We start from the raw sequence: 13,471 nt of genomic DNA, 5'->3' as shown, positions 1-13,471 counted from the left end.
GACCACATCGCGAGGGAGACGCCGTGGCGACAGTGATGGTCGTCGACGACGTGGCCGCCAACCGGGACATCGTCCGGATGCTCCTCGGATACCGGGGCCACGACGTCATCGAGGCGCGGGACGGAGCGGACGCGCTCCGGCTGGCCCACGTCCACCACCCCGACGTGGTCGTCTCCGACGTGCTGATGCCCGGCATCGACGGCCTCGAGCTGGTGCACCGGCTGCGCTCCGACCCCGACCCGATCGCCGCCCAGGCGCCGGTCATCTTCTACACCGCGAACTACCTGGAACCGGAGACCCGGCCGATCGCCGAGGCGTGCGGGGTGAGCCAGGTGGTGCTCCGCTCGCAGGACCCGCACACGCTGCTCGAAGCGGTCGACACCGCCCTGGCCCGGGGGCCGGTCATGCTCGACGTGACGCCCTCGGCCGACGAGGAGTTCGCCCAGGCCCACCTGCACGCCGTCAACGCCAAGCTGATCGAGAAGGTCCGCGCCCTGCACGACACCGAGCGGCGGTTCGAGGCGATGGCCGTCGCCTCCCCGGTCGGCATCGGCATCCTCGACACCCACGGCACCGCCGACTACATCAACGAGCGGTTCGCGCAGATCATGCAGCTGCCGCAGGACCGGCTGCTCGGGCAGGGCTGGCTGGACTGCCTCGACGCCGGCGCGCAGGACGCGGCGCTCGGCCTGCTGCACGGCGCCGGCGACACCGCCGAGCTGCGCTTCGACCACCGGATCACCTGGCCGGACGGGACCACCCGGCGGCTGCGCCTGCACCTGCGCCAGATCCACGACGACGACGGCCGGCTCGCCGGCGGCGTGCTCATGGTCGACGACGTCACCGACCTGGTCTCGGCCGAGGAGCGGCTGCGCGAGGAGACCCTGCGCCGGGAGGAGGACGCCCGGCACCGCGACGCCGAGCGCCTGGACAGCCTGCGCCGGATGGCCGGCGGCACCGCGCACGACTTCAACAACATCCTCGGCGCGATCCTCGGCTACACGAACCTCGCCATCGAGACGATCACCGACGCCCAGGAGGACGGCACCATGCCGGCCGAGACCGCCGAGTCGCTCCTCGGCGACCTGCGGCACGTCGTGAAGGGCGGCGAGCGGGCCAAGGGGCTCACCCAGCAGCTGCTCGCCTTCGGCCGCCGGGAGATCATCCAGCCGGTCCCGATCAACCTGAACACGCTGCTGCAATCCTTCGGCGAGACGGCCGAGGTGGTCCTCGACCTCGACCCGGCGCTGCCGGACGTGAAGGCCGACCCCGCCCAGATCACCCAGGCGCTGCGCAGCCTGGTCCGCAACAGCGTCGAGGCGATGCCGGACGGCGGCACCGTCACGATCACGACGTCGGTGCAGGACGAGAACGTCGTGGTCAGCGTCACCGACACCGGGACCGGCATGCCGCAGAACGTGCTGGACCGGGCGTTCGAGCCGTTTTTCAGCACCAAGCCGGCCGGCAGCACGGCCGGCCTCGGCCTCTCCACGGCGCACGGCATCATCAGCCAGGCCGGCGGTCAGCTCACGCTGCGTTCCCAGGAGGGGCGGGGCACCACCGCGACCTTCACGCTGCCGGCGCTGATCACCGAGACGCCGGCGCCGCCGCCGGCCGTGCCCGATTCCGACAAATCGGGCGGTGAGACGTTGCTGCTGGTCGACGACGAGGACGCCGTGCTGCAGGTCACCGCCCGGATCCTCACGGGCGCCGGGTACGACGTCCTGACCGCGGGCGACGCCGGTGAGGCGCTGCGCATCCTGGAACAGCACCAGGGACACGTGTCCGCCCTGGTCACCGACGTGGTGATGCCGGGCATGAACGGCCGGCAGCTCGCCAAGGTGGCGGCGATGCGCCAGCCCAGCCTGTCGATCGTGTTCGTGTCCGGTTTCGCCGAGTCGCTGATCGACGAGAACGGCAACAATCTCGAACCGGGGTCCACCATCCTGGCTAAGCCGTTCGACCGGGAAGCCCTGGTCAGCACGGTGCGAGGGGCCCTGAACGCGGGCGCGCACAGATAACTCACAGGTTGGCTGTCACGGGAATCTACTAGCATCCTGGGCCCGGCGGCGTGTCGTTCGTCCGCCCGAGCCCAGGAGGATGACCGGTGACCACTGAGAGTGATCGCCAAGAGCAGCCCACCGTCATCCTGCCCGCGCAGAAGACCCCGACCCACGACGTCCTCACCGACGCCGACCCGGTGGTGCCGCCCGGTTCCGGGGGCGGCCGGAAGAAGGCGCTGCTCGCCGGGCTCGGTGTGCTCGCGCTGGTGGCCGGCGCCGGGACCGCCGTGACGTGGGCCTACCGCGGTGACGTCCCGCTCGGCGTCACGGTGCTCGGCGCCGACCTGGGCGGGCTGAGCCGGACGGCCGCGGCCGCGGAGTTGCGTACCCACCTGGCCGCCGACAGCCGCCTCACCCAGCCGCTCACCGTGAAGGTCGACGGCCGCGACGCCACCGTGAAACCGGCCGACGTGGGCCTGGTCGTCGACGTGGACGCCACCGTCGCCGAGGCCGTGAAGGGCAGCCCGTCGCCGTTCGGCGAGCGCGCCGTCGACCCGGTCGTCGCCGTCGACGCCGACCTGCTCGACGCGGCCCTGCGCAAGTCGCTCGGCAAGGTCGGCGAGCCGATGACGAAGCCGGCCGTGGTCTTCGACGGCGTCGCGCCACGGGCCGTGCACCCCTCACCCGGACGCGACCTGGTTCCGGAGACGACCGCTTCCGCCGTACAGAAGAACTGGCCCTTGAATCGGGAGATCGCCGTCCCTCTCGCCGAGGTGCACCCGGTGACCACCGCGGCCGAGGTCGATCAGCTGGTGACCGATCTGGCGCGGCCCGCGGTCTCCGGCCCGCTCACCATCACCGCGGAGAAGGGCAAGGTCACCGTCCCGCCCGCCGCCATCGCGAAGAGCCTGGTCCTCACCGCCGACAAGACCGGGCGGATCGAGCCCCGGGTCGACGCGAAGAAGCTGCGCGCCGCCGTCGCGAAGCCGCTCGCCAAGGTGGAGACGAAGCCGAAGAACGCGAAGTTCAGCCTCAAGGGCGGCAAGCCGTCGATCGTGGCGGGCGCGGCCGGCACCGCCGTCGACCTGAACGCGATGGCCCCCTCCCTGCTCGAGACGCTGCGGTCGACCGGCGAGCGCACGGTCGCCGCGACCGTGACGAAGGCCGAACCTTCGCTCACCGCCGACGACCTCGGCAAGCTCGGCGTCGAGGAGAAGGTCTCCACGTTCACCACGAAGTTCACCGGCGGCCTCGGCTCGTCCCGCAGCCAGAACATCGTGCAGGCCGCGAAGCAGGTCGAAGGCGCGCTGGTGCTGCCGGGCGAGACGTTCTCGCTGAACAAGCACACCGGCGAGCGCGGCTACAAGCAGGGCTACAAGGACGCCCCGGTCATCCTCGGCGGCAAGCTGACCCCGGGCGTCGGCGGCGGCGTCTCGCAGTTCACCACGACGCTGTTCAACGCGACCTACTACGCCGGGCTGAAGGACGTCGAGCACAAGCCGCACTCGTACTACTTCGACCGCTACCCGGCCGTCATCGAGTCGACCATCTTCTACCCGGATCTCGACTTCAAGTTCAAGAACGACAGCCCGCACGGGGTCCTGCTCGACACGTCCTGGACGAGCAACAGCATCACGGTGTCGGTCTGGAGCACCAAGGTGTGGGACAAGGTGACCACGGAGTGGAGCAAGCGCCGCAACATCACGTCGCCGCGCACGATCACCCTGCCGGCCGGGCCGAGCTGCATCGCCACCGGCGGGCTGCCCGGCTTCACCCAGGACGCGTTCCGCCTGTTCCACCGGGACGGCAAGGTCGTGAAGCGGGAGAAGTTCACCTGGAAGTACGACGCCGAGCCGAACTACATCTGCGGGAAGCCGGCCGACGAGGATTGATCGGGTTTCATACCGGTGGACGGGCCGTCCACCGGCGCCGCGCCCGGGGCCCGCGACCGCGACTTTCGACAAGCCGGCGCCCGCGGTCCGGTGACCGCCCGATCGGCGGCGCGGGAGCTTTCGCGGGCCCATGTCCGGCTGCACGGCACGGCCTCCGCCGCCCAGGTGGCCGGGCTCGCGATGACCGGGCTGATCCTGCTGATCGGGCCGATGAGACACCGCCGCGATCTGCCGGACCAGCCCGGGAAGTGAAGACCTCAGTATTTCGTCGCCGCCATCACCAGGTTGAAGCCCGTGTCGGCGGCCACGATCGGGTCGGTGAAGCCCGCCCCGGCCAGCAGTTCCAGCCGCTTGCCCGGCCCACCGCACGTGCCGAGCCCGTAGGCCCCGGGCTGGCCGAGCGATGTGGGAGTGCAGAGGGCGGTGCTGGCGGCGTACCCGATCCGGGTGATCGGCATCCCGATCGTGGACGTCCAGTCGTCGGCCGACCAGGGCTCGACCGCCACCACGACGCCGCCCGGCGCGAGCGCGTCGTGGGCCGCCTTCAGCGCGGCGGCCGGGTCGCCGAGGTCGTGCAGGGAATCGAAGAAGACCACCACGTCGAACGGCCCGTGCGCACCGATCGCGGCGGCGTCGGCCACGTGGAAGGAGACGCCGCTGCCCGCCTCGACGGCGCGGGCGCGGGCCGTCGCGATCGACGGCTCGTGGTAATCGAAACCGGTCACGGTGGAGTTCGGCCAGGTGCTGCCGACGAGCATGCTCGCGAAGCCGTGCCCGCAGCCGACGTCGGCGACCCGGGCGCCGGCCTCGAGCTTCGCGACGAGCCCGGGCACGGCCGGGAACCAGGTCTGGGCGAGCTGGTTGACGTACGCCGTACGGAAGTAGCGCTCGATGCCGTGGTAGGTACACCCCGGCACCTCGTCGCCGGCCAGCCCGCCGTCGCCCCGGAACGCGACCTCGAGGTGTTCCAGTGACTGGAAGTAGCCGGCGATGATGTCACCGGCCGCGACCAGGTAGGCCGGCGAGTCCACCACGGACAGGGCGAGAGCGTGCTCGACGGGCAGCTCGAAGGTGTCGCCGTCGGAGGTGAGGTACCCGGATACGGCCTGCTGCCGGAGCCACTCGCCCACCAGCGCCGGGTGCAGGCCGGTTCGTTCGGCCAGTGCCGAAGCGGTGATAGGTCCGATTCCAGTCATGGTCCGGTAGAGGCCGAGGCGGTCGCCGAGAACGGTCATGGCACTGGTCGCGGCGCCGGCGAAGTCGGTGATCAGCTGTCCGGCGAAGGCCTCCACGCGGGCCTCGTCGACTGTCGGAGTCTGGTGCGTTTCTGTCGTCATGTCACCACGGTGCGGGCCGGCGCTTGCCCGCCCCTTGCTGCGACCTTGCTGACTCAAAGACCTTCGATCGGGTACGTCGTGAGCAACGCTGTCAGGGCGTACCCGCAGATGGCGGCCGCATCCCCGGCACCGGGCGGCGGCGGTGGCGCCGGGACGGCGTCGCGCAACCGGGCCAGCCGCTCGACGTCCGGGCCCATCACGGCCGGCGCGAGCGGGTCGGCGTCCGCAGCCCGGACGATCACGGCGGCCGTCTCGCTCTCCCCGGAGGCGTCCAGCAATTCGGCGGTCAGCCGCAGGATGGTCCAGAGCTGAGCGGTCATGTTGACGTCCCGCACCGCCGTGATCGCCTCCCGGCAGGCGTCGGCGGCCTGCTGCCGGCGACCGAGACGGATCAATACGGCGGCCCGCGCCACCCGCGCCACGTTGCTCGTGTAGATCAGGTTGGCACGGTCGCTCGCGGCGATCGACCGGTCGTACCAGGCCAGCGCCTCCTCGGGCGCGCTCGCCGCCAGCAGTTCACCGCGGGTGAACGGCACGAATCCGTCGTAACGTTCGGTGTCGAGCTCGCCGGCGTACTCGTCCAGCCACGCGAGCCCCGCCCCCGGATCTCCGGCATAGGCGTCCATCAGCGCGGCGCAGCAGATCCCGGTGGCCCGGGCCCAGTGCGGCGCGCCCGGGTCGGCCGCCATCAGCTCGGCGTCGGCGCGCACCGAGGCGGCGCGGCCGGCGAACATGCCGTTGGAGATCCGTACGATCAGCGCTCCCCAGCGCAGCGGGTGATCGCCGGGCATCCGGTCCAGCACGGCGGTGAGGATGCGGTCCGCCTCGGCGAGGTCGCCGCGCAGCCACTCGGCGTTGCCGGCCGCGAGCCCGCACAACATGTCACTTTCGGTCTCGATGCGGTCGGGTTTCCAGCTCGCGAGCTGGTCGGTGAGCCCCGGGTCCGGCGCGTCGGAGTTGATGACGGCGAGCAGGGCGGCCAGCCGGGCGCCGCCGTCCCGATCGCCCCGTGCCAGCCAGGAGAGGGCCTCCTGGAGGTTGCCGACCTCCCGGCGCAGCGTGGGCGTGGTCCACGGATCCCGGTCCCGGCCGCGTCGCACCAGCTCGGCGGCGAGGTCGAGCATCCACCGGGCGTGCGCGTCGCGGGCCTGCCGCTCCCCGGCCGGATCCAGGTGGCCGAGGCTGACGTGGCGCACCGTCTCCAGCAGGCGGTAACGGGGCTGCCCGGCACTGAGATCACAGGTGACCAGGGAGGCGTCGGCGAGTTCGGCGAGCAGCGACTCGGCATCCCGGCTCTGATCGAAATAGGGCAGCGCATCGAGGCCGAACCCTCCCCGGCACACCGCGAGGTGGTCCAGCAGGCGTTGCGCCGCCGGGTCGAGGAGACGGTACGACCACTCCACCGTCGCCGACACTGCGGTGGACCGGTCGCCCCCACGCGCCGGGTCGAGCACGTTGAGCCCTGCTCCCAATCGGTCACGCAGATGCGCCAGCCCGAACACGGCCTCCCGCCGCGCGGCGAGTTCCACGGCGAGTGGCAGCCCGTCGACGAGCTCACAGATCTCGGCGGCCAGTTCCCTCGTACGGATGTCGTCCCTGAAATCGGCACGCAGTAGAGCCGCGCGATCACAGAAGAGCGCGACCCGGTCGGAAGCCGGCAGCGGGCCGACTCGAAGGACCCTCTCCCCCGCGACGCCGAGACGCTGCCGCGACGTCGCCAGCACCCTGACCCCCGGACAGCGGATCACCAGCGCGGCGACGAGATCCCGGACTGCCTCCAGAAGATGCTCACAGTTGTCGAGCACCAGCACCGCGGGCGCCGACCCCAGCCGCTCGGCCAGCGCCGCGATCCCGCCGCGAGGCGCGGCCCGCAGCCCGAGCGCGCCCGCGACGGCGGCCGCCACATCGGACGGAACCGAGCGCTCCGCCAGTTCGACGAGCAGCTCCCCGCCGGTCAGCGCCTCCGTCATGAGCCGCGTCTTGCCCACCCCTCCGGGCCCGACAAGACTCACGACGCGGTCGGCGGCGAGCGCGTGACGCAGCGCGGAGAGCTCGGCGGTCCGCCCGAAGAACCGATCCGCGCGCCGGGGAATGCTCTTCCCGCCCGGGCCTGCCGTGCCCTCGGTCCCGTTCACCCACCGCCCTGCGGCCGGCGCTTTCCCGGCCTCCCGGCCCGTGGCCGGCGCTTTCCCGGCCTCCCAACCCGCGGCCGGCGCCTTCCCGGCCTCCCAACCCGCGGCCGGCGCCTTCCCGGCCTCCCAACCCGCGGCCGGCGCATCCCGGGCCGGCCCATCCTCGGGCGACATATCCGAAATGTCACCCGACGGGGTCGATATCCGTGCGGGCGTCTCGGGCGCTCTCCCGGCGGGCATCGGCGGGCGCAGCGCCGGATCCTCCGCGAGGATCCTTCGCTGCAACTCGACCAGGGCGGGCGAAGGGTCCAGGCCGTGGTCTTCCGCGAGCCTTTCCCGGTACGTGCGGACGACCGTCAACGCCTCCGGAGTACGGCCGGTCGCGTGCAGGGCCCGCATGAGCAGGAGCCGGGGGCGTTCGCGGAGGGGTTGCGCCGTGGCGAGGGCCTCGATCTCGGGCAGGGTCTCGGCCGCGCGGCCGGCGTCGAGGCGGCGTTCGAGGCACTCCTCGTGAAGGTGCCGCCGCCACTCGTTGAGCCGGGCCACGTCCGGGGCGAACACCATCCGGTCCGCCACGTCGGCGAGCGATTCCCCGCGCCAGACGGCCAGGGCTTCGGCGAGCGTGACCGCCGCCGGATCGGACCGCTGATCGCGCGCCCGCCGCACCAGCCGCTCGACGATCTCCACATCGGTGCCGCCGTCGCCGCCGGACAGGTTCAGCCGGTAGCCGCCCGGCTCCCGGCAGATCACCTCACTGCCGGCCTGGCGGCGCAGGCGGGAGACGTAGCTGTGCAGATTCCCGACGGCGTTGTCCGGCGGCCCGGCCTCCCAGAGCGCGTCGATCAGGTCGGCGACGGGGACGGGGCGGCCGCCGGCCAGGGCGAGGCGGGCGAGCAGCACTCGCTGTGGCGCACCGGTGAGCGGGATGACGCGCCCGTCCCGGACCAGTTCGACCGGTCCCAGCACACCCACCCGGATCCCCACGGCGTCATTCTCACCAGTACCCGAAGTCCCCGACCACCACTTATCCACTCCCCGACAATCGATCCGCCACCCCCGGCTGAACGCCAGCGCTCACCCGACGCCCGAATTGTCGCCCTCTCGTACAGCCAAGCCAAACCATGCAGCCGGACCGAGCGACCCAGCTGACGATCAGCTACGGGCGATAGGGTCTGGCGGTGCGGACGAAGCAGCAGCTGACCGAGGACATTCACCGCGAACGGCGAGCTGCCCTGGTGGTCAACGCCAAGTCGCGGCGCGGCCGGCAGTTCTACGAGGACGCGCACGACCGGTTGCTGCGGGCGGGTTTCAAGCTGCTCGGCGCCTACGCCGTCGAGGGCGACCTCGAGCAGAGCCTGCAGAGGGCGATCGACCTGGGCCCGGACCTGCTGGTGGCGGGTGGCGGTGACGGCACGATCAGTACGGCGGGCCGGATGCTGGCGCACCGGGACATGGCGCTCGGCCTGCTGCCGCTCGGCACCACGAACAACTTCGCGCGGACGGTCGGCATCCCGCCCGATCTGGACACGGCGGTCACCACGATGACCGAGGGCCTGGTGATCGATGTGGACCTCGGGATCGCCGGGGACATGCCGTTCACGAACCACGTCGGCATCGGCCTGTCCGCCGAGGTGATGATCAACGCACCGAGCCGGCTCAAGCGGGCGGTCGGGCGCCTCGCCTACCCGATCACCGCGCTGGGGCTGCTGACGAGGCACCGGCCGCTGCGGGCGACGGTCCGGGCCGGCGGCGGGGAGATCGTCTTCGAGACGCATCAGGTGTACGTGGCGAACGGCGGCTTCCACGCCGGCCGTCCGATCACGGCGGACGCGCACGCCGACGACCGGCTGCTGGTGGCGTATCCGGTGGGCGGCGCGACCCGGCGGGAGCTTCTGCGCGAGACGGCCCGGAATGCTTTGACGGGGCACCGCCGTACCCTGCATGAACGTCCTTTCCTGGCGGTCGGCGAACTGTGGCTGGAGACGGACCGTCCAGCCGCCGTCGAGGTGGACGGCGAGCCGTGCGGGAGGACGCCGCTGCGGATCGCCCTCGATGCCAACGCCCTGCGGATCATGGCCCCGCCGGGTACTGAAGATCACTGACCCGCCCTTTTAAGATCACACACAGCATGTTGGGTTGCGGAAACGCGCACCGACCCAGATATGGTGTCTCCCGCAGCTGGTTCGGCCCCGCGCGAGCGGACGCCGAGGCAAGAGGGAATCCGGTGTGAGTCCGGAACTGCCCCGCAGCGGTCAGTGGGAACGACCGCCGTCAGTAAGCACTGGGCGCAAGCCTGGGAAGCGACGGCCAGTAGGTGGCTCTACCGAGCCGTGCCCACGAGTCCGAAGACCTGCCAGCGCGCCGCATGCCATCCCGGCGTGCGGCGGTCGGAGGTCGCGCGGGACGACCGACGCCGAATGAGCCGGCGACTGAGTCGCGACCGGCCGGCGTCTCCCCGTGCCCGAAGACCATGGGCTCGCGAGGAGAGAGCGACAGACAGCGATGACGCTGACACCGGAGAAGACCGGTGTGCCGGAGCAACGCAGGCACGCCATGCAGGTCCGCAAGCGCAACGGCGAGACCGAGCCGGTCGACGTCAACAAGATCGTCACAGCGGTCGAGCGCTGGGTCGCCGACCTGGACGAAGTGGACCCGCTGCGGGTCGCCACCAGGACGATCAGCGGCCTCTACGACGGCGCCACCACGGCCGAGCTGGACAAGCTGTCGATCCAGACGGCCGCCGAGCTGATCGGTGAGGAGCCGCAGTATTCCAAGCTGGCGGCCCGTCTGCTCGCCGAATACAACGCCAAAGAGGTCGGCGAGCAGGGCATCACGACGTTCAGCGAGTCGATCAAGTGCGGTCACGACGAGGGCTTGATCGGCGATGAGACAGCAGCATTTGTCGCGAAAAATGCGGACAAGCTGGATGCTGCGATCGACGATGACGCCAACCTGCGGTTCGAATACTTCGGCCTGCGCACCGTCACCGACCGCTACCTCCTGAGGCACCCCACCAAGCGGACGATCATCGAGACCCCGCAGCACTGGCTCCTCCGCGTCGCGTGCGGGCTCTCCGAAGACGCCGACGAGGCGATCGGCTTCTACCGCCTCATGTCGAGCCTCGCCTATCTTCCCAGCTCACCGACGCTGTTCAACGCGGGCACCCGGCACACCCAGATGTCGAGCTGCTTCCTCGTCGACTCCCCCCGGGACGAGCTCGACTCGATCTACGAGCGCTACCACCAGGTCGCGAAGCTGTCGAAGTTCTCCGGCGGCATCGGCATCTCCTGGTCGCGGGTGCGGGGCCGGGGCGCGCTGATCCGGGGCACGAACGGCCGGTCGAACGGCATCGTGCCATTCCTCAAAACGCTCGACGCCGGGGTGGCCGCGGTCAATCAGGGCGGCCGGCGCAAGGGTGCCGCGTGCGTCTATCTGGAGCCGTGGCACCCCGATGTCGAGGAGTTCCTGGAATTGCGGGACAACACGGGCGAGGACTCCCGGCGTACACATAACTTGAATTTGGCGAATTGGATCCCGGACGAATTCATGCGCCGGGTCGAGGCCGATGAAGATTGGTCGTTGATCGACCCATCCGATGCCCCTGAGCTGCCCGATCTCTATGGCGACGCCTTCACCGAGGCCTACCGGCTCGCCGAGAAGAAGGCCGTGAAAACCATTAAAGCCCGAGATCTGTACGGGCGGATGATGCGCACCCTGGCCCAGACCGGCAACGGCTGGATGACGTTCAAGGATCCGTCGAACCGCCTGTCCAATCAGACCGGAGCGCCCGGGAACGTCATTCACCTCTCCAATCTCTGCACCGAGATCCTCGAGGTGAACAACGACGACGAGACGGCGGTCTGCAACCTCGGCTCGGTGAACCTGGGCGCGCACGTGACCGCCGCGGGCGTCGACTGGGAGAGGCTGCGGGAGACCGTACGCATGGCGGTGGTCTTCCTGGATCGGGTCATCGACATCAACTACTATCCGGCGCGGCAGGCGGCCGCGTCGAACCCGCGCTGGCGCCCGGTCGGCCTCGGCCTGATGGGCCTGCAGGACGCGTTCTTCACGCTGCGGCTGCCGTTCGACTCGCCGGCCGCGCGCGAACTGTCCACCCGGGTCCAGGAGGAGATCTTCCTGACCGCGCTGGAGTCGTCGGCGGCCCTCGCGGCCCGGTTCGGCGCGCATCCGGCCTATCCGGAGACCCGGGCGGCCCGGGGTGATCTGCACCCGGACCTGTGGGGCGCCACGGTCACCCAGACCGCCCGATGGGAGGCGCTGCGGGAGTCGATCGCCGAGCACGGTCTGCGCAACTCGCTTCTGGTCGCGATCGCCCCGACCGCCACGATCGCGTCCATCGCGGGATGCTACGAATGCATCGAGCCGCAGGTCAGCAACCTGTTCAAGCGAGAGACCATGTCCGGCGAGTTTCTTCAGATCAACACCTATCTGGTACGGGAACTGAAGGCCCGGAATCTGTGGACCGCCCCCATCCGGGAGGCGATCAAGCGCGCCGAGGGGTCGGTGCAGGGCATCGCCGAGCTCCCCGCCGACGTGCGCGAGCTGTTCCGGACGGCGTGGGAGCTGCCGCAGCGCGCGCTCATCGACCTCGCCGCGGCGCGGGCGCCCTACATCGACCAGTCGCAGTCGCTGAACCTGTTCCTGGCGGCGCCGACCATCGGCAAGCTCTCGTCGATGTACCTCTACGCCTGGAAGTCCGGGCTGAAGACGTCCTACTACCTGCGGTCGCGTCCCGCCACACGCATCCAGCAGGCGACGGTGTCCTTGATCCCCGCGCTCACGCCCGCTGACGTTTGCTCCCTCGAAAACCCCGAGTCCTGTGAGGCCTGCCAGTAATGCTGCTCGACCCCGGAATGGACCTGACCCTGCGGCCGATGAAGTACCCGCACTTCTTCGACCGCTTCAAGGACGCCATCAAGAACACCTGGACGGTCGAGGAGGTCGACCTGCACTCCGACCTCGCCGACCTGGCCCGCCTGTCGGACGCGGAGAAGCACCTGGTCTCCCGGCTCGTCGCGTTCTTCGCCACCGGCGACACCATCGTGGCGAACAACCTGGTGCTCAACCTCTACCAGCACGTCAACTCCCCGGAGGGCCGGCTCTACCTGTCCCGGCAGCTGTTCGAGGAGGCCGTGCACGTCCAGTTCTATCTGAACCTGCTCGACACCTACGTCCCCGACCTGGACGAGCGGGCCGCCGCGTTCGCCGCCGTCGAGAACATCCCGTCGATCGCGCGCAAGGCCGAGTTCTGCTTCAAGTGGATCGACTCGGTCTTCGAGCTGCGGGCGCTGAAGACCCGCGAGGACCGGCGCGCCTTCCTGCTCAACGTGATCTGCTTCGCGGCCTGCATCGAGGGCCTGTTCTTCTACGGGGCTTTCGCGTACGTCTACTTCCTGCGCTCCCGCGGCGTCCTGCAGGGCCTCGCGTCCGGCACCAACTGGGTGTTCCGCGACGAGAGCATGCACATGGCGTTCGCGTTCGACGTGGTCGACCAGGTGCGCGCCGAGGAGCCGGACCTGTTCGACGCCTCGATGGAGCAGCAGGTGCGGGAGATGCTCGCCGAGGCCGTGGAGTGCGAGGTCCAGTTCGCCGAAGACCTCCTCGAACAGGGCGTCAGCGGGATGTCCCTCACCGACATGCGCGAATACCTCCAGCACGTCGCCGACCGGCGGCTCATGGCGCTGGGCATCGCCCCGATGTACGGAAGCACCAACCCGTTCGCGTTCATGGAACTCCAGGACGTCCAGGAGCTGTCCAACTTCTTCGAGCGCCGAGTATCCGCCTACCAGGTAGGAGTAACCGGAACCGTAACCTTCGACGACGACTTCTAGCCGCCGCCACCTCCCCGCCCGCGCCCATTGCCGCCCACCCCTCCCCCCGCGATCTTGTGAAGTCCGGCAGCACCGTCCCTGTCGCAATCACCAAGATCGCGGCAAGGCGGCGGCGCACGGGCGTGGGCGTCACCCCTCCGCCCCGATCTTGTGAAGTTCGACAGGACCACTCCTGTCGCAATCACCAAGATCGCAGCAAGGCGGCGGCGCACGGGCGCGGGCGTCACCCCTCCGCCCCGATCTTGTGAAGTCCGG

At 70.4% G+C, this 13,471-nt stretch carries 8 protein-coding genes and 1 riboswitch; of the genes, 6 read left to right on the top strand and 2 right to left on the bottom strand.

The window, feature by feature from the left end; all coding sequences use genetic code 11:
* Positions 1-23: 23 nt before the first annotated feature.
* The 3 genes from AB0G10_RS22300 to AB0G10_RS22290 all read left to right on the top strand — a co-directional run bounded on the left by AB0G10_RS22300 (position 24) and on the right by AB0G10_RS22290 (position 4,147).
* Complete coding sequence (locus AB0G10_RS22300) at positions 24-2,021, top strand: response regulator (protein WP_360924669.1); 1,998 nt, start codon at positions 24-26, stop codon at positions 2,019-2,021.
* A gap of 86 nt (positions 2,022-2,107) precedes the next feature.
* A complete protein-coding gene (locus tag AB0G10_RS22295; protein WP_360924666.1) occupies positions 2,108-3,895 on the top strand; it encodes a VanW family protein in 1,788 nt (595 codons plus the stop codon).
* A gap of 90 nt (positions 3,896-3,985) precedes the next feature.
* Entirely contained in the window at positions 3,986-4,147 is a 162-nt protein-coding gene (locus tag AB0G10_RS22290) for a hypothetical protein (protein ID WP_360924663.1), read from the top strand.
* Positions 4,148-4,152: 5 nt separating this feature from the next.
* On the opposite strand, the gene AB0G10_RS22285 is transcribed toward AB0G10_RS22290, so the two are convergent.
* Together AB0G10_RS22285 and AB0G10_RS22280 are read right to left on the bottom strand one after the other, a co-directional pair.
* Complete coding sequence (locus AB0G10_RS22285; RefSeq protein WP_360924661.1) at positions 4,153-5,232, bottom strand: class I SAM-dependent methyltransferase; 1,080 nt, start codon at positions 5,230-5,232, stop codon at positions 4,153-4,155.
* A 53-nt stretch (positions 5,233-5,285) separates the two neighbouring features.
* Entirely contained in the window at positions 5,286-8,348 is a 3,063-nt protein-coding gene (locus tag AB0G10_RS22280; protein WP_360924657.1) for a BTAD domain-containing putative transcriptional regulator, read from the bottom strand.
* A 194-nt stretch (positions 8,349-8,542) separates the two neighbouring features.
* On the opposite strand from AB0G10_RS22280, the gene AB0G10_RS22275 reads away from it, so the two are divergent.
* From AB0G10_RS22275 to AB0G10_RS22265, 3 genes are all read left to right on the top strand, one after another.
* Entirely contained in the window at positions 8,543-9,466 is a 924-nt protein-coding gene (locus tag AB0G10_RS22275) for a YegS/Rv2252/BmrU family lipid kinase (protein ID WP_360924654.1), read from the top strand.
* Between the two features lie 60 nt (positions 9,467-9,526).
* A riboswitch (cobalamin riboswitch) is annotated at positions 9,527-9,737 on the top strand.
* 129 nt (positions 9,738-9,866) lie between these two features.
* Entirely contained in the window at positions 9,867-12,221 is a 2,355-nt protein-coding gene (locus AB0G10_RS22270) for a ribonucleoside-diphosphate reductase subunit alpha (RefSeq protein ID WP_360924651.1), read from the top strand.
* Entirely contained in the window at positions 12,221-13,216 is a 996-nt protein-coding gene (locus AB0G10_RS22265) for a ribonucleotide-diphosphate reductase subunit beta (RefSeq protein ID WP_360924648.1), read from the top strand. The genes AB0G10_RS22270 and AB0G10_RS22265 overlap by 1 nt, the downstream gene beginning before the upstream one ends.
* Positions 13,217-13,471: the final 255 nt, after the last annotated feature.

The organism is Actinoplanes sp. NPDC023714, from assembly GCF_040639855.1.
Lineage (GTDB): Bacteria > Actinomycetota > Actinomycetes > Mycobacteriales > Micromonosporaceae > Actinoplanes.
The sequence above is the reverse complement of the archived record's forward strand: the minus strand, read 5'-3'. Positions and strand labels throughout refer to the sequence as shown.